Raw genomic sequence first — 20,494 nt, forward strand, 5'->3', positions numbered from 1 at the left:
TATTGGAGAATTGATGCCGATCAACTATTCAATTATTAAAGTGTCAGGTGGCTAGTTATTTTTCTTTCCAAAGGTATAGATTGTTATTGAATCGGTTTGATAAACCATATGAGGTTCAATTGATAACTCAATTTCTTTTCCCAATAAGGAAGGTTGGCGTACATAAATATAATCGTAACTTCGATCAACTACTTTTGCCCAATCGTCGACACAATTGATCTCGAGACACGCTTGTAATTCGTCCAGGCTTTGCTGAAATTGTTGAAATTTTTTGCCTAATATCCATTCCTGTCCCTGGATTGTGTTTTGGGAGGTCCGTTTGGTGAGCGCAGGGAACCATTCCTGGACAGGGTCAGAAAATGGTTCAGCTGAACCAGTCCAAACTATAAATTGACTGGATTGAGGCGTGTTTTCTTTAACCCATTGCATCGCTTCTCGATCTGGTTGGCTTAGAGTATGGGAAGCAATATCCAGGCTTGTGGTAAAAGATCCCACAAGGGAAATGAAAATTATATAGATCAAAGAAATCCGAAGTAGGGGACTGCGTTGAAAATAATATGTCCATTCAGTATTTTTGTCTTGGGGTCTAAGATGACTGGCAAGTGCAGGTATGATAATTTCTGCGAAACCGATACCAGATAAAAGCGCCAATGGAAAAACGCTGATAGCTGACGCGCTGCGTGGTTCGACTATAAAGGGTAATACAAACCATGCGATGAGAAAATAATCACGCTTGTGGAATTGTCTCGCAATCCCAAGCAGGGCAAATACAGTGAAAATACTGATATTCCGTTCTGAGGCAAAACGTGGAACAAGAGCTCCCCAAAATGAAAGTAGTGAATGACCACCAGTTTGCATGGCTGAGATGAAGGGGGCCATGCTGTGCCGCGACAATGCCGGCATCCACCATATGGCTGTAGTAAATAAAACACCGATTGCGATCGCGAAGGCATAAACAAGCCCCTGACGATTTCTTCCATAAAATAGTACTAAAAGTACCCCGATTGAAATTGCATGGATGGCTGCTTCGGGATGGCTGAGTACGGTCAGGCTATTGAAAAGAATGGTTAAAATGAGATATTTGTTATTTCTCTCATTGCTTGTAAATAATTTGTACCCGGCTGAAACAGCCAAAATGATAAAAAGCTGATAAATAGATCGGCTTATTCCACCTCCAAGAACAAACCATGAAAAAGTGCGCGGGATGAAGGCAAAAGCCAGAGTGGCCAAAACAGCCGTTTGAGAGGATTGCAATGAGTTTTTTGCCATCCAATAAAAAGCCGGGATAGAAAGGGTTGCGACAATGGCAGGGAGATACTGCACAAGGTTTAGCACAGATATGTGAGTTATGTCAGAGATAAATGCTGTAATATAAAATGAAAGGAAGGGGTAAACAAATGGAATGGATTGGTTATTATAGGTTGTAAAAAAAGGCAATGCATAATTGTTTGCTTGTATATCTTTGATCATTGTATAGAACATTCCGCCATCGATGATTGGAAAATCAGATAGCAGTGCCGGGGTCAGGCGAACAATTCCTCCCATTAGGATAGCTGCACCCAAAATCAAGCTTGCCCATTGATTATTTTTGGTATTTTCCATAAAGTCCCTCGATATCAAGTAAAATAGATAGGTGAATTTTAACAGAGATTTTTAATATTCCCGGAGAACACCATGACCGAACTACTTTGCCAGGCTAACAGCTATCTTAAAGAATTTGATGCGAAAATAGTGGATGTGGATGCGGAAACCTGCGCGGTGGTGCTTGACCAAACGGCTTTCTTCCCTGGAGGTGGAGGACAGCCCTGTGATATTGGCTTGCTGACCATTTCCGGGACAGAATACACGGTGACGAAGGTAAAGAAGAAAGGTGCTGATGCCCTTCATTTTCTCGGTGGGGATGTGGATTTGCCCGAGGTCGGAGCAACTGTTCATGGCTCGATTGACTGGGAACGCCGCTATCAACTCATGCGCACACACACAGCAATGCATATTCTTTGTGGGGTTGTCTTTCGAGATTACGGTGCCCTGGTTACCGGTGGTAATATGGAAATTCTCAAGGGACGGATGGATTTTGAGTTTGAGACCATGCGCGGTGAATTGGTCAGGGAAATTGAAAAAGCAATTAATATTGAAGCCCAAAAAGGGCACGATGTGAAAGTCGCGGTATTGCCGCGTGAGGAAGCCTTCCAGGTTCCAGATTTGATTCGGACGAAGATCAACCTCCTGCCAGAGGGGATTACCGAAATCCGCACGATCGAGATCGTTGGGCTGGATTTACAAGCTGATGGTGGCACTCATGTTAAAAATACATCCGAAGTGGGAAAGCTGCGTGTAGCGGACTATAAATCAAAAGGAAAGATCAATAAGCGAATTTATATTGAGGTGGAGTAATGAATTATCGAAAACTTGGCAGCACGGGGATCGAGGTTTCTGCACTTTGTTTAGGGACGATGCAGTTTGGCTGGACAGCAGACGAGGCGACTTCATTTGAGATTCTCTCAGCCGGCTATGAGGCGGGCATAAATTTCTTTGATACTGCCGATATTTACTCTCGCTGGGCTGACGGAAACCCGGGAGGCATCTCGGAGGAGATCATTGGTCGGTGGTGGAAGCAAGCCCAAATCCCGCGCGAGAATCTGATCATCGCCACAAAGGTGCGGGGCATGATGGGAGATCCACCTACCGAGGGGCTGTCAAGAGAACGTATCCTGAATATGATTGAAAATTCCCTGCAGCGTTTGCAGATTGAGTATATTGATCTCTATCAAACACATTGGCCCGATGACAGGGTTGAGATCGAAGAGACTTTACGTGCACTTGATGATCTTGTAAAAGCCGGGAAAGTACGTGCTATCGGTTGTTCAAATTACTCGGGAACTCAACTTCTTGAAGCGTTGGAAGTATCGGAGAAATTTGGCCTGGCACGCTTTGAAACTCTTCAGCCGCATTATAATTTAGTTCATCGAGACGAATATGAGAGCGAATTGGCGGCTATCTGCCGTGAGAAAAATATTGGTGTAATTCCTTATAGCCCGCTCGCGGCCGGCTTTTTGACCGGAAAGTACAGGCAAGATAAAAAAGCTACATCTGCGCGCGCAGAAGGTGTGGCGCAATATTTCACGGATAAGAGTTGGCGTTTGCTTGAACAAATGGATGATATTTCTGCTGCTCATAATGCTACTGTGACACAGGTTGCTTTAGCTTGGCAGTTGGCAGACCCGACGATTTCGAGCCCAATAATTGGTGCAAACTCCATTTCCCAACTCAATGATAGTTTGGGTGCTGTCGAACTGACTTTATCAAATGAAGAAGTTAATTATCTGAATGAGCTTTCTGCGAATGAGAATTAGAATTGCAGTCTTTGAGAAAACCATTTGAGCTATACTGTAGTTGATTTTGTTGACAGGAGAAATGCTATGACCGCGAAAGTAATTCTTAATCCATACTCTGCGCGCTGGGGGTCAAAAAAACGCTGGCCAGAAGCTTCATCTGCTCTCACGGATGCCGGCGTAGCGTTTGAATTGGACGTTTCTGAAGGGCGCGATCATTGTACAGAGCTGGCAGAGCTAGCTGTTAAAGAAGGGTTTTCTCCAATTATTGCTGCCGGGGGCGATGGCACAATTGGAGAGGTTGTTAATGGATTGGCAAATGCAGCTGCTGAGGGTCAGCCTTTATCTACCTTTGGCATCATCCCGATGGGAACTGCAAACGATTTGATCTGCAATTTAAATATGCCGAAAGACTTGAAGGATGCGGCAAAAATCATTGCTGCTGGAAAAATTCGCCAGATGGATTTATGTTCGGTAAATGGACGTTCATTTGCCAATAATGCAGCCATTGGTCTTGAGCCGATGGTCACTGTTTTGCAGGAGCAAATTGGCTGGTTGAAAGGAATACCGCGTTATTTATATGCGGCATTATCTGCCATCCAGCGCGGCACAAGTTGGCAGGCTGAACTCAAATGGGATGATGGCGAGTATACCGGCCCAATAACGCTTGTCACAGTTGGGAATGGAGCCCAAACAGGCGGTCTCTTTTATATGGCCCCTCATGCCGATCCCTTTGATGGGAAATTGACATTTGTTTTTGGTCATGTTAAATCTCGCCTGAAAATGTTGAGTCTGCTCCCATTGACGATGAAGCCAGGCGAAGGTAGCTATGTTGAAAAAGACGAGATTACTGAGATTCATACCACTCGCCTGACCGTAAAGCTCACTACAAGTTCCCCTGCCCATACAGATGGAGAACTTTTCAATCGGGAATTACTTGAGGCTGACTATCAAATTTCCCCAGGTCGTTTGCCAATTTTAATGCCGTAAAAAATATTTACCCTGTACATGGGTGGAGCTATTCCGCCCATTTTTAATTTAATCAAAATCCAACATTTTGCTCTATAATATTATCTGTCTTTGACAGGAGTTTTTTTGAAAGAAAAAATACTAGCCTACACCACGATCTTGCTTATTTTCTCTCTCTTTTTTGGTATTTTACTCTGGGTGAATTTTACAATTGTTCCCCATTTACCTGATGGCGAGAGCTTCCTGGTCCCTTGGATAGGGGCACGTAGTTTTTTAGTCGAACAAACCAACCCATATACCCTTGATGCAGCCCGTGAGACACAAATCGCGATTTATGGACATCCTGCGGGCGATGGCGAATACCCTTATCGTCTTGATATTCCCTTTTATATTCTCTCTTTCTATTTTCCCTTTGGCCTGATCGAAAATTACGATCTTGCCCGCGCGCTCTGGATGAGCTTTGCCGAAATTGCGCTCTTTGTAGTGGGGTTTTTAAGCATCTATTTATCAGAATGGAAAACTTCCCGGACAAATAAAATTATCTATTTTCTGGCATTATTTATTAGTTTTTATGGGTTATATCCCCTCATTGAAGGCAGTGGAGCAATATTTAGTGCCCTCACCCTTCTCTTGATCCTGGTGGCTACTCGGAATGGCTGGGATAGTTTTCTCGGGCTCCTGCTTGCCTTTGGAGTGCTCCGATGGCAAATTGGCGGGCTACTTTTTCTTTTGGTTATTTTTTGGCTGGTCAAATCCCGAAAGTGGCGTGTTTTTGGTATTTTGACAATGAGTCTGACGGCCCTCATTGGCACATCCTTTGTCCTTGTACCCAAATGGTTCACCCCCTTTGCCAGCTCTATCGTTGCCAATGCGCGTGGTGCGCAGGGGTTTCTTTTTAGCGAGATCATCCAAATCTGGAATCCTGCCAACAGTATTCTGATAGCGAATATCATCAAATGGATATTGCTGCTTATTCTTTTCCTCGAGTGGCGCGCAGCGCGTGATCGTGATTTTCAACAATTCTTTTGGGTTGCCAGCCTTAGTCTCGCAATAACCCCATTTCTAAATATTCACATTACCCCGATATTTTATTCAATTTTGTTTTTCCCCCTGGCGCTTGTATTCAAAATTGCAGAAGATCGTTGGTCTCGCCAGGCCAAATGGGGCATTCCCCTTGTTGCGATTTCTATTTTGTTTTCCTGGGGGCTTTTCAACCGTGCCTCTCACGGTCTTCAATTGCTGACATTCCTTCTGCCCCTTCTCCTTTTTATTGCTCTGTATTGGTTACGGTGGTGGTATATCAGCCCACCAAGAACGTGGGTGGACGAAATATCCCGAAATTATAAATGACAAATCGCACATATCTTCTCCTTTTCATTCTTGCGTTAGGCCTGGCGATTGGTATTGCCTCTTTCCAATCTACCCCTGGCTACCTGGATGGAGACTATTACTACGTCACCGGTCTTCAACTTGCTCAGGGAAAGGGATTTACCGAGCCTTTCCTCTGGAATTATCTGGATGATCCGGAGGGGTTACCACATCCCTCTCACGCATATTGGATGCCGCTAGCTTCAATCCTCTCCGCTTTGGGGATGCGTATCGCCCGCGGATTTGACTTTGCTTCCGCGCAATGGATATTTATCCTACTCTCGGCTTTGATTCCGTTAATCACCGCCGCCCTGGCATTTAGCCTTACATCCCGTCGTGACCTGTCCCTGATCGCTGCCTTTCTCGCACTCTTCAGCGGATATTACGCTCCCTTTCTCACCACAACAGATACCTTTACCCTTTACATGCTTCTCGGCGGGGGCTTCCTCCTTGCTCTCAAGATCCGCCAAATCTGGCTCAAATCACTGATCTTAGGCTTTCTCGCAGGTCTTATGCATCTCTCCCGCGCCGATGGGGTGATTTGGCTCATCTTTGCTTTTTTGTCGCTCATTATTTCCTATCGAAACTCTGTCCAGAAACAATCCTTTTCCTCTTTTCTCTTCCCTCTTTTTCTTATTGTTGGCTATCTCCTCCCAACACTCCCCTGGTTCCTCCGAAACCTCGACGTCTTTGGCACAATCCTCGCCCCCGGTGGCGGCCAAATGCTCTGGCTGACCTCTTATAATCAAATATTCTCGTACCCTGCTGGATCATTAACAATGGAAACTTGGCTAGCCTCAGGTTGGTCTGCGATCTTTGAAGCGCGGTTTTGGGCCCTCAAACTCAATTTGGGAACGATACTCGGCGTCCAGGGTGAAATTATTCTCTTGCCATTTATCATTTGGGGTGCCTGGCATTATCGCAAAAATGAACTTATCCGTATTGGTTCTCTCGCATGGCTAACTACCGCTTTAATTATGACGATCATATTCCCCTTTGCCGGGGCACGCGGCTCCTTTTTTCACTCAGGTGCGGCATTGCAGTCCCTTTGGTGGGCGCTTGCTCCAGTTGGGTTAGAGCAAGCTATTATTTGGATATCGCGTCTGCGTGGTTGGCGTTTGCGGGAGGCATGGCAAGTCTTTCGCGTGGGTATCGTTGTGATTTCGCTGATCTTTACGCTGACTATTCTTTGGGGGCGTGTCATCTCTCCCTCGGCACGGAAGCAAGCCCAAAACCGGGGGGTGCCCCGTTACGCACTTATTGAAAAGGTTCTATCGGCGCAGAAAAATGATGACGAGCACACAGCAGTCATCGTCTCCAATCCCCCTGGTTATTATCTCTCCGGTGGACGTGGCGCCCTTGCACTTCCAGATGGAGATGCGCAAACAGTTCTCGATATTGCGACACGGTATGACGCAGGTTACCTAATTCTTGAACCGGGGGCAGTTACGCAGGGTTTGATCCCTGTTTTTGATGCACCTGCCACGCACCATGACTTGTTATTTTTGAAAGAAATCGAAGGAGCGAAAATATTTGTCATCAAAAAGCAGCCGTAATTTAATTTTAGTGCTCGCTGCTGTGTTCAGCTTGGGGGGCTATTTAATTGCCAGCAGCCTGAAATTTCGGATCGGATTTCCACTTGACGACGCCTGGATCCATCAAACCTATGCGCGTAACTTAGCGTATTGGGGAGAGTGGGCCTTTTGGCGGGGGCAAGTTTCAGGTGGTTCAACGGCGCCTCTTTGGTCGGCGTTGCTCGCAATTGGTTATTTACTGAAAATTTCTCCATTTTTCTGGTCTTTTCTTTTAGGTGGCGTTTTATTATTGGGACTGGCTGAAGTAGGCGAGGGATTTCTACGTAAAACAGTCCCTGAATACCACAGCACGTTTCCCTGGGTGGGAGTTTTTCTAATTGGGGAGTGGCATCTCGTTTGGGCAGCAGTCTCTGGTATGGAAACCCTCCTATATGCACTCCTGATTACCACCGTCCTGGTTCTATTAGCTACTGGGAAACGGAACTTTCTACTTTTTGGCATGCTGATTGGTCTCAGTTTGTGGGTACGTCCTGGAGGCATCACTCTCTTGGGCCCGGTTGTTGTGGTTGCGGTATTATCAAAGGGCGGAGGTAAACAAATATTTCGCAATTTGTTTGGCATTGCGCTGGGTTTTGGTATTTTTCTCTCTTTATATTTGTTTTTCAATCTTTCTTTGACGGGGACACCATGGCCGAATACTTTTTATGCCAAACAGGCTGAGTATGCGCTCTTGCGTGAGCTTGCTCCCCTTTGGAAGCGTTTCTTGGCAGAAATAAATTTACCGTTAATTGGTGCGGGAGCCTTGCTGTTGCCTGGAATATTTGTTTTTGGCTGGCGGGCATTGCAACGCCGCGACCTTGGCCTTCTGGTAGGGATGTTATGGTTTTTAGGCAATGCGGCAATCTATGCCTGGAAACTTCCTGTTATTTACCAGCATGGACGCTATATGATGCCCGCCATGCCGATTTTTTTCCTGTGTGGTTTGGGGGGGACCATCCAACTCATTATGGAAGTTCGTTCCAAGCGTTGGGGGCGGGTAGTAGCTCCTGCGTGGAGTTTGTCTGTTCTTTTGGTTTGGATCGGTTTTTGGGTGATGGGGGCGAATGCATTTGCGGAAGATGTCGCATTTATTGAGAGTGAAATGGTAGTTACTGCCCAGTGGGTCTCGGAGCATATCCCGCCAGACGCATTGATTGCTGCACATGATATTGGTGCCCTGGGATATTTTGACGGGCGTGAGCTGGTAGATTTGGCCGGATTGGTTTCCCCGGAGGTAATCCCTTTTGTACGCGATGAAATTAAGCTCGCTGACTATATGGACAAACGAAATGTTGATTATCTTATCGTATTTCCCTCTTGGTACGAAACCCTGTCAGAAGGGCTACCTCTTGTGTATAATACAGGTGGCCATTTTAGCCCAGCTATTGGTGGAGAAAATATGATTATTTATCAGTGGGTGCGGTAATAAATTTGAATTTTGTTGTCATATTTCAATGAATGCTCCGTGCTATACTCGATAATAATTGAGATGAGAGCTATGGAAGAAATCAAACTTGTAGTGATTGACGATCACCCCTTGTTTCGTCAGGGGGTAGTGGATGCGCTTTCTTTGGAACCAGATATGACTGTGATTGGACAGGCATCTGGAGGGAAAGAGGCCCTAGAAATGATTCGGACACTTTCGCCTGACATTGCTGTTCTTGATGTTAATTTACCTGGTATGAATGGCCAACAGATCACACATCGAATAGTACAAGATAAGCTCCCGACACGAGTCTTACTGTTAACAGGATATGATGATCTTGAGCAGGCTTTACATGCTGCTCTTGCTGGAGCAGCTGCATATTGCGCGAAAGAAATTGGCCCAAAACGCTTGATCCATAGCATCCGGGAAATTTTCAAAGGAAAATATGTTGTAGCTGAGCAAGTTTTTACTCGTGAAGAATTGGATGCCTGGATTAAAAGTCAAATAGCAAAAACTAATCGCCCGTATAGTGAGCCAGGAATGCCTTTCCACCCTCTCTCAAAACGGGAAATGGAAGTTCTTTCTTGTGTTGTTCGTGGAATGAGTAATAAAGAAATTGCGATATTGTTGGGAATTAGCCATCAAACAGTCAAGAATCACGTTACCGCGATACTTAGGAAATTTAGTGTTGATGATCGTACCCAAGCCGTTGTTTACGCTTTGAAACGAGGTTGGGTGCAATTGAATGATAATGAGCAGGATGCTTAGGAGTAAACTAATATGGTTGTTTCTAATACCGACCAAAATTTAGAGGAAGACCAAATTCTTGATATTCAATCTGAGATAGATGAAACAGAAAAATCATTAAGGGAAGTAACCTTAATGATTGAACAAAGTCAAGATGAAGTAGGTAAGTTGACGCAACGAAATACGGCCATTACAACGCATTTGCAGCAAATTCAATCAGATTCATCCGATTTGTCTATTGAAGAAGTTCGTATGGCTTATGATTCAGCCTTGGATGCCCAGCAGCGCCTTCTAGTAATGCGTGGTCAGTTAGATAAACTGGAAAATGACAAAACATTTCTTGGGCGTTATAAAAAAGTATTGCATCTAGTAAGTGGTGGCAGCCAGAAAGTCTCTCAAGCAGTTGGTAACACACGGAGTGAATCGTCTAACATTGAGATGATTGTTAATGCTCAAGAATCTGAACGGCAGCGTTTGGCTAGACAAATGCATGATGGACCAGCTCAAGCACTATCTAATTTTATTTTGCAGGCTGAAATAGCAATGCGTCTCCTCTCTGTGGATATTGATCAGGCAAAAGAGGAGTTGAACAATTTGAAAGCGTCTGCAATGCGTACTTTTCAAAAAGTTCGCAATTTTATTTTTGAACTTCGCCCAATGATGCTTGACGACTTGGGCCTGATCCCCACTATTCGCCGCTATGCGGATACTTATAAGGAGCAATCAGGAATGGATATGAATCTCCTGGTCTCTGGGACAGAGAGAAGATTAGAACCATATCTTGAAGTGATGGTATTTCGTGCTTTGCAAGAGCTTCTGGGTAATGCTTCCAGACATAGTCACGCCACTGTTATTAAGGTTTTTATTGATGTAGGTGATAAGCTAATAAAAGTCAGTGTTGATGATAATGGGAAGGGGTTTGACATTGATATGATTGACCATAGCAGTAGTTTGGGATTGAAACTTATTCGGGACCGTGTTGAAATGTTGGGAGGAAGCTTTGATATTGACAGCTCTGCAGGAAAGGGCACCCGAGTTGCCTTTTCTGTTCCAGCAGTAAATTAGCAGGTCCAGAATATCAACTTTGTCGCTCTAGGATATATTCCTATTAGTTAATAATATAATCAGTCTACAATTGATTAATTATAGGAATTGAATAAATAAGGTGTGATGCCACTAAATTTTTCTCACCGAAAGAAAAGGGCCAGAGTCTGGTAAATTATATGTAACCCCCCAAAAAATATGAAAAATTAAGAAATTTATTGCAGTAGCATAGCAGTAAACCGTTTTTTAGCGCTGTCCCAGCTTTCTACTACTATAATTAAAGAAATATCCTGTATAATTCACGTACTTGTTTGAGTATTATTTAATAAATCTATTCAAGTGTCCGAAGTAATGAGAGGAGCTATTTATGCGTCGCGGAAGAATATTTATCTACTTGGCACTATTCCTTTTGGTTGTCCTGGCTGGAGCGTATTTGTTCTTGAGAAGCCGATCTGCACCTGAGGAGGCAGCTGCTCCTGCGCCTGTTTTAATTGATATTGTCATTGCTAAACAAAATATTCCGCAAGGGGCTGAAATTACGGATGAGGTTTTGGGGAGCATATCATTGCCAGAGGGAACAGATTTTGGGGTTATGTTCCGATATGATCAAAGAGATTTGCAAGTTGTGGGGAAAATTGCGAAATATCCAATTGCGCAAGGCGTAGTTATTACACAACCTATGATTGGCGAAACGGGAGATATTGCTTCAATTGGTCCCGAGTGGGCCAATTTAATATCTCCTGGAATGACAGCCATCGCCATACCTGTCTCTAGATTATCTTCTGTCGCCTATGGTGCTGCTGATGGTGCTCATGTGAATGTGATTGCATGCTTCATTTTTGTGGACATTGATTCTGGTTTCCAATCTAAACTACCTAATAGTACAGCATCTGTTTTTGCTGCAGGCTTTCCCTTTGAAGCCCCAAGTCTCTCGGCATCCATAGGTGCGGCAGGCTCTCCGCAAGGTCGAATTGAACTTGACCCAACTTTGCAACAACCGGTATACATCGTCCCTCAAGAAGATCAGCGTCCGCGTACTGTTTGTCAAACTGTTATTCAGGACGTCGCTGTGCTAAAGCTTGGAGATTTTCCCGTAACCGATCAAGTTGTTGCTGAAGATACAGATGAGAATGCTCCGCCTCCTGCTCCGGGAGAGAATACTGCTCCCCCAGCACCTGTTACTCCTGATATTGTTACGTTGGTTGTCTCACCTCAGGACGCAACATCCTTGACTTATATGCTGTATGGAGGCGCCAAACTGACATTGACTTTACGAGGTGCAAAAGATACGTCCAGGGTTGAAACACAAGCTGCCACCTTGCAATTTCTCCTTAGTCAATATGCAATTCCTGTGCCTGCAAAATTGCCATATGCAGTTGAACCTCGCATTGATGCTTTAGGAGACCCTGCTTTAGGAAATACTACTGAACCGACTCCCTAATAATTCATGATGGATTTTCTATCTCAGAACAATTTAGTGATGTGGAGATTAAATGGCTTCAAGTGATAAATACAGTGTGCTAATTGTTGATGATGTAGCTGAAACCAGAGAGAATGTTCGCAAACTTCTTCAGTTTGAATCTGATGTCGAGGTTGTTGGTGTAGCGCGGACTGGTCGAGAAGCGATCGATATGGCACAAGAACTTGAGCCAGATGTTATTCTGATGGATATAAATATGCCAGATATGGATGGCATTGCGGCTACAGAGGCAATCCGTCAGAAAAAGCCTTTTGTGCAGGTAGTAATATTGTCTGTGCAGGGTGATCCGAACTACATGCGGCGTGCCATGTTAGCAGGCGCTCGTGATTTCCTTACCAAACCACCAATGGGTGATGAGCTTATATCTGCTATTCGTCGGGCGGGGAAAATGGCGCATATGGAGAAAGCCAAAGGAGGGGGAGGAACAGCAGCTCTAACAAGTAGTGGATTGCCCTCCGTTTCAAGCTTTTCTTCATCCCAGGGAAAAATAATTACTATTTATTCCCCAAAAGGGGGCACTGGTTGTACAACTTTGGCAGTCAATCTTGGCATTGCCCTTCACAATAATGAAACCCACACAGTAATTGTAGATGGGAATTTGCAATTTGGCGATGTGGCTGTTTTCATTAATGAGCAGGGAAAAAATACAATATTGGATTTGGCCCCAATAGTTGACGAATTAGATCCTGAAATTGTTGGCGATGTTATGGTCAAGCATAAGGATTCTGGCATACATGTTTTATCAGCCCCTCCGCGCCCCGAGCAGGCAGAGGGAGTATCTGGAAGACAATTTACGCAAATATTGCAATATCTTCGCCGTTTATATGCCTATGTGATTGTTGATACTCCCTCATTGCTCACGGATGTTGTTTTGTCATCTTTGGATGAAAGTGATATAGTAGTTATTGTCGCGACACAAGACATCCCGTCAATTAAAAATTTGCGACTATTCCTTGATTTAGCATCTTCAATGGGTGTTGAGAGGGAACGGATTGTTTTTGCGTTGAATCGATATGATAAGCGGATCGGGATTACGCCTGAAAAAATAGGTGAAAATTTAAAAGTAGAGGTTTCGGCAATAATTCCTCTTGACGACCGTGTTGTTATTCCATCAGTTAATCGAGGTGTCCCCTTTATTTTAGGGAATCAAACACAGCCTGCGAGTAGAGGGATTCTTTCTTTGGCTGGAAAAGTCCGCTCCAGAATTGCATCGATTGAAACAGAAGGTGATATGGGAGTTAATTAATTTGGAGAAAACCAATGTCTTTACTAAAGAGAATTGAACAGGGGCAAGGGTCATCCTCTGAAAAGAAAGAATCTGGAGGGGGACAACAAGGGGCTGAAACCCCCTCGCGCCTGGGATCGTTACAGGCAAGGCGTGCAAATGCTCCGAATACAACTCCTCAATCAGGAACATATTATGATCTAAAAACTCGTGTGCAAAATAAATTGCTTGCAGAAATTGATCCATCAACTGATATTTCTCAGACTGATGAGGTTCGCGGATCGATTCAAGATTTATTTGAACAAATCTTGGCCGAAGAAAATATTGTGCTTTCAAGGCCCGAACGGCATAGGTTATTTGAACAAATTACTGCTGAAATTTTGGGGCTTGGTCCTTTAGAGCCTCTATTGCAAGACGACAGTCTTACTGAAATCATGGTGAATGGCGCAAAAAACATCTATATTGAGAGAAAAGGTAAATTGCATCGGGTGCCAGTAACTTTTGAAAGCGATGATCATGTGATGCGGATCATTGACAGAATTGTTGCTCCACTTGGTAGGCGAATTGATGAAACAAGTCCTTATGTGGATGCGCGCCTGCCTGACGGTTCTCGTGTAAATGCTGTCGTCCCCCCTATATCTCTTGTTGGACCAATACTAACCATCCGTAAATTCTCCAAGAATCCAATTACTATGGAGCAGCTTGTCCAATTTGGTTCGATCACACCAGAAGCATTGCAGTTTATGAAGGCTTGTGTTGAAGCCAGATTAAATATTGTTATCTCTGGTGGTACAGGCTCTGGAAAAACAACTTTATTAAATATAATGTCGGCGTTTATTCCTGCAGACGAGCGAATCCTGACGATCGAAAATGCAGCTGAGGTTCAATTGAGGCAGGAGCATGTTGTTACGCTTGAATCACGCCCAGCAAACATCGAAGGACGTGGTGAAATTACAATTCAACAGCTGGTCGTTAACTCTTTACGTATGCGGCCGGATAGAATAATTGTTGGAGAGATTCGTGACGAAGCAGCCCTTGATATGTTGCAGGCTATGAATACGGGTCACGATGGGTCAATGACCACCGCCCATTCAAATAGTCCACGTGACACGCTTTCTCGCCTCGAAACAATGACCTTAATGGCCGGTATGGATTTACCTGTCAGGGCGATTCGTGAGCAAATCTCATCGGCGATTGATCTGGTGTGCCATCAGGAGCGTATGCGTGATGGTTCTCGACGTGTAACCTATATTACCGAAGTAAGCGGCATGGAAGGTGATGTAATTACAACCACAGATATTTTTGCTTTTGAGCAAACTGGCATGGAAGAAGGAAAATTGATCGGGAGGTTAAGACCTACGGGTTTACGCCCCAAATTTATGGATAAAATTGAGGCAAGTGGCATCCGTTTGCCCCCATCTATTTTTGGCATTGGTGAAAGAAAACGATATTAATCTCATTATCCCTATAGCGGAATCTTCTCATGAATCTTGATACTACCACCTGGTTTTTTATTATTGCAGCGGTTATTTTGCTAATTTTACTTATAGCAGGAATTGTAATGTCTTCTAATAGCGAGGGGAATTTGGTTGAAAGTAGATTAGGAGAATATTTGGAAGAGAGCAATGAAGGTAGAAAGGGTGATGAATCGTCTGTATTAACAGAATGGGTTAATAAACGCGTTGAAAAATCCTCAAGGGGAGACAAAATTAAGCAGTCATTGGCGCGCGCTGATCTACAGTTTAAGGTTTCTGAATATTTTGCTTTAGTTGTTATATCAATTACCCTTTCCGCCTTGGTCGCCGGCTTTTTAGGTGGGCGAAGTATTTTTTCCTTTGGGATTGGGGGAGTTCTTGGCGGATTTGCACCTGGAATGTATGTAGGAAATCAGCAAAAAAAGCGACTTAAGAATTTCGATGGCCAATTGCCAGATATGATAAACCTGATGGTAAATGGTTTAAGGGCTGGATATTCTACGATGCAGGCGATGGAAGCAATTAGTAAAGAACTCCCTCCGCCTATTTCTGATGAATTTAGACGTGTTGTGCAAGAAATGCAATTGGGTGTTCCCATGGGAAGAGCTTTAGATAATCTGTTGCGCCGCATTCCAAGCCCGGACCTGGACTTTATGGTTACAGCAATCAATGTCCAACGTGAGGTTGGCGGCAATCTTGCAGAGATTCTTGATACAATTTCGTTCACAATTCGCGAACGCATCCGAATTAAGGGTGAGATTCAGGTTTTAACTTCGCAAGTCAGAACTTCTGCAAAAATCCTTTCATTTGTTCCTATCGCATTAGCTCTTTTTCTGTGGTTTTTCAATAACGAGTATATGAGAGGTATTTTTGATGCAGGTAGAGCCCCTGGTTTTGGAGCGCTTGGCTGCGGGCTTATGTTAATTGGTATAGGGTATTTTGTGATGATGCGCATAGCGGATATCGAGGTGTAATATGGTTTGGATAATTATTGGTTTTCTAGTCGTCGGAGGAATTGTTGCCTTGGTGATTGCAGGACAACGCGAGGCATCATCGACCGGAGAAGATGATTTACTGGCCTCGCGATTGGTAGAATTTAGCGAGCGAGGTGAGGTGGCGTCCCTTGAAGAAATTGAGTTATCTCAACCTTTTCAAGAACGCGTGATCGTTCCTATTCTGTTGAAGGTTGGGGAAATATCAACACGATTTACACCGCAACACCTGATTGAAGACACCGAACTAAAGATAGAATTGGCAGGAAATCCAATTCGAATGGCAGCATCTACATTTTTGGCATCTCGTTTTGTAATCGCTGGTGTTTTGGGAGGATTCTTATTTATTATATTTTTATTTGCGCCTCCATCGGCCATAAATATTAATCCTTACCTGATTGTTCCATTATTTGCAATAGTCGGTTTTTTCTTTCCTCAACTTTGGCTCCAAGGTAAGATCAACTCACGTCAACACGAGATTCGCAAGGCAATGCCAGACGCCCTCGACTTACTTACTATCTGTGTTGAAGCAGGATTGGGGTTTGATGCAGCAATGTCAAAAGTAAGCGATAAATGGGAAAACGAACTTTCTCTTTCATTTTCAAGAGCCATTAGAGAAGTACAGCTTGGCAAATTAAGGCGTGACGCTCTAAAGGATATGGCAGAAAGAATTGGGCTTGCAGAGATGACGAGTTTTGTCGCTGCTGTGATCCAAAGTGAGCAGCTAGGTGTAAGTATGGCAAAGGTGTTGCGCATTCAATCAGAGCAGATGCGTGTTAAACGTCGCCAAAGGGCGGAAGAGGAGGCGCATAAGGCTCCTGTGAAAATGATTATCCCAATGGCATTTTTAACATTCCCATCCATTTTTATCGTCTTATTGGCGCCTGCGGCTTTCAGAATGGCGAATACCTTCGGTGGGAGTGGGGGCCTCGGGCAATAAATTCATTTGAATAAATCTTTTGGTTTAGGATATCATCTATATCGCTCTTTTTGGAGAGGGATAGATTTGTTTTACCCACCTGTTTGCGGGGGATGTGAAAAAAACGGTTTCCGTTGGTGTGAGAATTGCCGAAAAAACAGTTTGCTAATTCCCGAACCAATTTGTGACGTTTGCGGTTTGCCCCAACCCAAAACCGGGATATGCCCGTCTTGCAAAGAAATACCACCTGCCTATCTTGCTTTGCGCTCATGGTCAGTTTTTGAAGGGCCGATCCGCAAGGCATTACACCGTATTAAATATCGTCAGGACCTTGGTCTTGGCGATGCTCTTGCTGCTGAGATGCTGGCTTATATAAATCAGCTGGATTGGCAGATTGAGATTATATCCCCTGTGCCTTTAGGGAAAAAGCGATTAAAAGAACGAGGGTATAATCAGGTAGCATTAATAGCTCGACCCCTGGCTCTTGCCAAAGGCTGGGAATATGTCCCACGCTCCTTAAAAAGAACGAAGGAAACGATTTCGCAAGTGGGGCTTTCTGCTAATGGGAGAGAAGATAATGTGCGTGACGCTTTTGTTGCAGATAGTAAGAGAGTTGCAGGAAAAAGTGTTTTGGTCTTAGATGATGTATCCACAACGGGAGCAACCCTGAAATCCTGTGCTAAGGCGCTAATAAATGGTGGCGCTCGCGAGGTTTATGCCCTCTCCGTGGCCAGAGCATTACCGCGTCACGGTCTTATGACAGTCTAGGAAATTCTAAAACAGGAGGTACGATGACAAACGAAACAAAAATTATCGGAAAAAATATGGAAGTAACCGATAAGGTTCATGACTATGTTTATAGCAAGGCAGAAAAATTGGATCGTTATCTCAAGGCAATCGAAGAAATTCGCGTAGAACTTTCTAATGATAAATCAGCGCGAAGTGCAATGGATCGACAAATTGCACAAATTACTGTTCTAGGCCGTCGTCTTCTTCTGCGAACTGAGGAACGCTCAGATGACATTTTAGGCGCCTTTGATTCTGCCTTTGATAAAATGCAGCGCCAAATTGAACGTTACAAAGGTAAGCAAAAACGCGGTCGGGGTGATGGCCGATCTGCAGCTGAGGTAGCTCCGGATGTAGTCGATGAAGATGAAGAAGTGGATGAGATGAGGATCGCCAGGCGGAAACGGTTTACCGTCTACCCGATGGTGGAAGAAGAAGCGCTTGAACAAATGAAACTCCTTGGACACGATAATTTTTTTATCTTTTATAACGGTGAAACGAATGCGATGAATGTACTTTATCGCCGTCGCGACGGAAGTTATGGGCTTATTGACCCAAAAATTGCGTAAAACGTAAGCAAGGCTTATAATGAGAAACTGGCCCAATATTTGGGTCAGTTTTTATCTAAGATATTGAATATAAATTGATATGGATGAAATTTTAGAAAATAACAACCCTGTTTTTGATCAGGATGCGATCAAGAAAGCAGCTAAAAATATTCTTCTCGCTGTTAATGAAGATCCCACCAGAGAGGGGTTAAGACGCACCCCTTTGAGAGTGGCCCAAATGTATGAGGAACTTCTCTCTGGCTATAATATTGACCCCGATAAGGTTGTCAACGGTGCCCTCTTTCAGGTTGAATATGACGAAATGGTCCTTGTTCGCGATATTGAATTTTACAGCCTTTGTGAACACCATATGCTGCCCTTTATGGGGCGCGCCCACGTGGCCTATATTCCGGATGGAAAAGTAATTGGCCTTTCTAAAATTCCCCGCATCGTTGATATGTTTGCGCGGCGTTTGCAGGTTCAGGAGCGCATGACTCGTCAAATTGCAGATTTTATTCAGGATTTATTAAACCCGCAGGGTGTTGCGGTCGTTGTCGAAGGCCTGCATCTTTGCATGATGATGCGTGGCGTCAAAAAGAATAATGCCCGCATGACCACCTCTGCCATGCATGGTGCATTCAGGGCAAATTTAGCCACACGCCAGGAATTTTTGGATAATATTTCCCGTGGCGCATCTTCGTTACAACTATAATAATTATTTTAATCGGGATAAAAAACCGGCTCACGCGTGGATGTGGGCCGGTTTCCATTTAAGGACGTTCGATTTCAACCCCTACTTTTTCCACATAATCAAGGGCCTCGGGCTTTTCGACGCGGACAAGGGTCTTCTTCACCCTGGCCTCCTCCAGGCATATCCCGGCAATATCCTCAGCCAATGCCTCAACGGTTTCTCTCTGGATGCTTTCTGTATGCGCACGGATCTTCTGTGAGAGGGCATCGTAATTAATGCAATCTTCAAGTTGATCTGTTTTTGCGGCCCGGCGGGTATCTGTAAATAAGGTGATGTTGATCAAAATATCCTGCGGGTTTGATCGTTCATGCTCATAGACGCCAATAATAGCGAGTACATGTAGATTGGTGATCAGTATTTTATCCATAAGATTTATTTCACCGTCACTTCGACAGCGTCCCCCGTTTTTGCACCCAATCGTTTTGCCGCGCTGCCATTTACAACCGCGATTTCAAGATATCCTTCGCTGTCAACCAAAGCCACCAGATCGCCGATCTTACGATGCCCATATGATTTTACGATCCCGTCAATTTTCTCACCTAATATCCGAACACGCGCTTCACCCTCAATCAGATCGGCAAGTAGATTTGTACGCAGGTTGCCAAAGCCATCAATGATCGTGATCTCTGCTTTCCAGCCTGCCTTTGTTTTCTCAGGCTTCGGGAGCGTCATTAGAACAGGATCATTGATGGGCGTGCCAAGCTTCTCAAGTGGCACCCCCGCAGCAAGGTGGGCTCCAACGGGAGCAAAGATATCGCGTCCATGAAAGGTACCGCTGACTTGGTTTAGCCAATATTTAGGCTGATCTAGATCAACGAATTTCCGATGCAGATTCCTGGATTCGGCATCCTGTATGAGCGCCGTGAGCAAGCCATTATCGGGGGCGACATAGAACTGTGTTCCTAGTTGGGCCGCGATCGCCCTTCTCTGAGTTCCCACGCCGGGGTCAACAACCGCAACGTGGACAGTGCCTTCCCCAAAGAAGGGGGCAGCTCGCCAAAGGATGATCGCGCCTTGTTGCAGGTTTTGGGGTTTTATCTGATGAGAAATATCTGCAATTTTTACATCCGGGCAAATGCTCCAGATCACTCCTTTCATCGCTCCCACAAAGCCATCCTGTGTTCCGAAGTCGGTTAATAGTGTCAGTACGCTCATTCTTTCTTTTGCTCCTTTTCAAATAAACTCTTTTGATGGTAGCATAAAGGGTGTTGACAGACAAGTTTTCTGAGAGGTGACCCATGTCCGAACTTGAAAATCCCGTTCCCGATCCATCAACGATCCTTGTTGAAATTCAACAGGGCTTGGTTCATGCCCAGGCTGAAGAGCGCCTTAAGAGCATAGACGCACTCCGCCCGCTTGGATACAGCAGCCAGACTATTTTGCGCCAACTTGAAAAAATGGCGATAAATGATCGCAACAAGGCTGTTCGATCAGCGGCCCTCGAGCTATTGGAATCTCCCCTTAATCGCCAAATCCGGGCGCGAAATAGCCGCATGCCTCTGCGGGAGAGGCAAGTCATTGCGGGGGAAATCATCCAATGGGAGAAAGATGGTCTGCTCAACGAAGGCCAGTCTCAAATTCTAAAGCAACGTTACGATTTTGATTTTGCGCGAACACCCATTGAGCAAACGCCTACCGAGGCCCAGCCAAAAGAGGCAAAAGAGAAAGCGACTCTGGCGCAAACACTCTTCAGTGAAGCTAGCATCAAGGTTGCCCTCTATTTGGGAGCTTTCTTTGTGATTGCTGCGGCGATGATCTTTGCTGCCGCAATTGAAGAACTTCGTTTGCCAATATTGATTTTCTTTACGCTGATCTTTGGGGGAGGCTCGATCATTATAAAAAAGAAATTACCCCAACC

General features: G+C 44.6%; 20 protein-coding genes. 17 read left to right on the forward strand and 3 right to left on the reverse strand.

Annotated features, from left to right (window positions below):
• Window positions 1-51: 51 nt before the first annotated feature.
• Window positions 52-1,602 carry a hypothetical protein gene (locus tag AC3DOM_RS04945; RefSeq protein ID WP_487917915.1) on the reverse strand — a complete coding sequence of 517 codons (1,551 nt, stop codon included), beginning with the start codon at window positions 1,600-1,602 and terminating at the stop codon, window positions 52-54.
• 72 nt (window positions 1,603-1,674) lie between these two features.
• Here AC3DOM_RS04945 and AC3DOM_RS04950 point away from each other — a divergent pair, with 72 nt between their 5' ends.
• From AC3DOM_RS04950 to folE, 16 genes are all read left to right on the forward strand, one after another.
• Window positions 1,675-2,394: an alanyl-tRNA editing protein gene (locus tag AC3DOM_RS04950; protein WP_487917916.1), complete on the forward strand. Its 720-nt coding sequence runs from the start codon at window positions 1,675-1,677 to the stop codon at window positions 2,392-2,394.
• A complete protein-coding gene (locus AC3DOM_RS04955; protein ID WP_487917917.1) occupies window positions 2,394-3,353 on the forward strand; it encodes an aldo/keto reductase in 960 nt (319 codons plus the stop codon). Before AC3DOM_RS04950 ends, AC3DOM_RS04955 begins: the two co-directional genes overlap by 1 nt.
• A gap of 66 nt (window positions 3,354-3,419) precedes the next feature.
• Window positions 3,420-4,322 (forward strand): diacylglycerol/lipid kinase family protein, encoded by a 903-nt coding sequence (locus tag AC3DOM_RS04960; RefSeq protein ID WP_487917918.1) that lies wholly within the window; start codon window positions 3,420-3,422, stop codon window positions 4,320-4,322.
• Between the two features lie 105 nt (window positions 4,323-4,427).
• On the forward strand, window positions 4,428-5,651 hold the full coding sequence (locus AC3DOM_RS04965; RefSeq protein WP_487917919.1) for a hypothetical protein: 1,224 nt from the start codon (window positions 4,428-4,430) through the stop codon (window positions 5,649-5,651).
• On the forward strand, window positions 5,648-7,225 hold the full coding sequence (locus AC3DOM_RS04970) for a hypothetical protein (protein ID WP_487917920.1): 1,578 nt from the start codon (window positions 5,648-5,650) through the stop codon (window positions 7,223-7,225). Before AC3DOM_RS04965 ends, AC3DOM_RS04970 begins: the two co-directional genes overlap by 4 nt.
• Window positions 7,203-8,669, forward strand: a complete 1,467-nt coding sequence (locus AC3DOM_RS04975; protein ID WP_487917921.1) for a hypothetical protein — start codon at window positions 7,203-7,205, stop codon at window positions 8,667-8,669. Before AC3DOM_RS04970 ends, AC3DOM_RS04975 begins: the two co-directional genes overlap by 23 nt.
• A 72-nt stretch (window positions 8,670-8,741) precedes the next feature.
• A complete protein-coding gene (locus AC3DOM_RS04980) occupies window positions 8,742-9,437 on the forward strand; it encodes a response regulator (RefSeq protein ID WP_487917922.1) in 696 nt (231 codons plus the stop codon).
• A 12-nt stretch (window positions 9,438-9,449) separates the two neighbouring features.
• Window positions 9,450-10,481 (forward strand): sensor histidine kinase, encoded by a 1,032-nt coding sequence (locus tag AC3DOM_RS04985; RefSeq protein ID WP_487917923.1) that lies wholly within the window; start codon window positions 9,450-9,452, stop codon window positions 10,479-10,481.
• A 388-nt stretch (window positions 10,482-10,869) separates the two neighbouring features.
• Window positions 10,870-11,901, forward strand: coding sequence for a CpaB family protein (locus AC3DOM_RS04990; protein WP_487917924.1), 1,032 nt, complete (start codon window positions 10,870-10,872; stop codon window positions 11,899-11,901).
• Between the two features lie 52 nt (window positions 11,902-11,953).
• Window positions 11,954-13,186, forward strand: a complete 1,233-nt coding sequence (locus tag AC3DOM_RS04995; protein WP_487917925.1) for a CpaE/TadZ family protein — start codon at window positions 11,954-11,956, stop codon at window positions 13,184-13,186.
• Between the two features lie 14 nt (window positions 13,187-13,200).
• Window positions 13,201-14,619 carry a TadA family conjugal transfer-associated ATPase gene (locus AC3DOM_RS05000; protein WP_487917926.1) on the forward strand — a complete coding sequence of 473 codons (1,419 nt, stop codon included), beginning with the start codon at window positions 13,201-13,203 and terminating at the stop codon, window positions 14,617-14,619.
• A gap of 29 nt (window positions 14,620-14,648) precedes the next feature.
• Complete coding sequence (locus tag AC3DOM_RS05005) at window positions 14,649-15,614, forward strand: type II secretion system F family protein (RefSeq protein ID WP_487917927.1); 966 nt, start codon at window positions 14,649-14,651, stop codon at window positions 15,612-15,614.
• A gap of 1 nt (window position 15,615) precedes the next feature.
• On the forward strand, window positions 15,616-16,572 hold the full coding sequence (locus tag AC3DOM_RS05010) for a type II secretion system F family protein (protein ID WP_487917928.1): 957 nt from the start codon (window positions 15,616-15,618) through the stop codon (window positions 16,570-16,572).
• Window positions 16,573-16,638: 66 nt separating this feature from the next.
• Entirely contained in the window at window positions 16,639-17,319 is a 681-nt protein-coding gene (locus AC3DOM_RS05015; RefSeq protein ID WP_487917929.1) for a ComF family protein, read from the forward strand.
• Between the two features lie 23 nt (window positions 17,320-17,342).
• Window positions 17,343-17,906 (forward strand): ribosome hibernation-promoting factor, HPF/YfiA family, encoded by a 564-nt coding sequence (hpf, locus tag AC3DOM_RS05020; RefSeq protein WP_487917930.1) that lies wholly within the window; start codon window positions 17,343-17,345, stop codon window positions 17,904-17,906.
• 79 nt (window positions 17,907-17,985) lie between these two features.
• Complete coding sequence (gene folE, locus AC3DOM_RS05025) at window positions 17,986-18,597, forward strand: GTP cyclohydrolase I FolE (RefSeq protein WP_487917931.1); 612 nt, start codon at window positions 17,986-17,988, stop codon at window positions 18,595-18,597.
• A 58-nt stretch (window positions 18,598-18,655) separates the two neighbouring features.
• Here folE and folB read toward each other — a convergent pair whose 3' ends face one another.
• Both folB and AC3DOM_RS05035 read right to left on the reverse strand, forming a co-directional pair.
• Window positions 18,656-19,003, reverse strand: coding sequence for a dihydroneopterin aldolase (gene folB, locus AC3DOM_RS05030; protein WP_487917932.1), 348 nt, complete (start codon window positions 19,001-19,003; stop codon window positions 18,656-18,658).
• A gap of 5 nt (window positions 19,004-19,008) precedes the next feature.
• Window positions 19,009-19,791, reverse strand: coding sequence for an SAM hydrolase/SAM-dependent halogenase family protein (locus AC3DOM_RS05035; protein ID WP_487917933.1), 783 nt, complete (start codon window positions 19,789-19,791; stop codon window positions 19,009-19,011).
• Window positions 19,792-19,874: 83 nt separating this feature from the next.
• Between AC3DOM_RS05035 and AC3DOM_RS05040 the strand changes: the two genes are divergently transcribed.
• Window positions 19,875-20,494: hypothetical protein (locus AC3DOM_RS05040; RefSeq protein WP_487917934.1), on the forward strand; the 620-nt coding region annotated here is incomplete at its 3' end.

The organism is Candidatus Desulfolinea nitratireducens (genome assembly GCF_982879505.1).

What these genes read in the sequence shown, in the direction of transcription:
- AC3DOM_RS04945 (WP_487917915.1), bottom strand. Translation starts at nt 1,602, where the DNA reads ATGGAAAATACCAAAAATAATCAATGGGCAAGCTTGATTTTGGGTGCA.
- AC3DOM_RS04950 (WP_487917916.1), top strand. Translation starts at nt 1,675, where the DNA reads ATGACCGAACTACTTTGCCAGGCTAACAGCTATCTTAAAGAATTTGAT.
- AC3DOM_RS04955 (WP_487917917.1), top strand. Translation starts at nt 2,394, where the DNA reads ATGAATTATCGAAAACTTGGCAGCACGGGGATCGAGGTTTCTGCACTT.
- AC3DOM_RS04960 (WP_487917918.1), top strand. Translation starts at nt 3,420, where the DNA reads ATGACCGCGAAAGTAATTCTTAATCCATACTCTGCGCGCTGGGGGTCA.
- AC3DOM_RS04970 (WP_487917920.1), top strand. Translation starts at nt 5,648, where the DNA reads ATGACAAATCGCACATATCTTCTCCTTTTCATTCTTGCGTTAGGCCTG.
- AC3DOM_RS04980 (WP_487917922.1), top strand. Translation starts at nt 8,742, where the DNA reads ATGGAAGAAATCAAACTTGTAGTGATTGACGATCACCCCTTGTTTCGT.
- AC3DOM_RS04985 (WP_487917923.1), top strand. Translation starts at nt 9,450, where the DNA reads ATGGTTGTTTCTAATACCGACCAAAATTTAGAGGAAGACCAAATTCTT.
- AC3DOM_RS04995 (WP_487917925.1), top strand. Translation starts at nt 11,954, where the DNA reads ATGGCTTCAAGTGATAAATACAGTGTGCTAATTGTTGATGATGTAGCT.
- AC3DOM_RS05000 (WP_487917926.1), top strand. Translation starts at nt 13,201, where the DNA reads ATGTCTTTACTAAAGAGAATTGAACAGGGGCAAGGGTCATCCTCTGAA.
- AC3DOM_RS05005 (WP_487917927.1), top strand. Translation starts at nt 14,649, where the DNA reads ATGAATCTTGATACTACCACCTGGTTTTTTATTATTGCAGCGGTTATT.
- AC3DOM_RS05010 (WP_487917928.1), top strand. Translation starts at nt 15,616, where the DNA reads ATGGTTTGGATAATTATTGGTTTTCTAGTCGTCGGAGGAATTGTTGCC.
- hpf (WP_487917930.1), top strand. Translation starts at nt 17,343, where the DNA reads ATGACAAACGAAACAAAAATTATCGGAAAAAATATGGAAGTAACCGAT.
- folE (WP_487917931.1), top strand. Translation starts at nt 17,986, where the DNA reads ATGGATGAAATTTTAGAAAATAACAACCCTGTTTTTGATCAGGATGCG.
- folB (WP_487917932.1), bottom strand. Translation starts at nt 19,003, where the DNA reads ATGGATAAAATACTGATCACCAATCTACATGTACTCGCTATTATTGGC.
- AC3DOM_RS05035 (WP_487917933.1), bottom strand. Translation starts at nt 19,791, where the DNA reads ATGAGCGTACTGACACTATTAACCGACTTCGGAACACAGGATGGCTTT.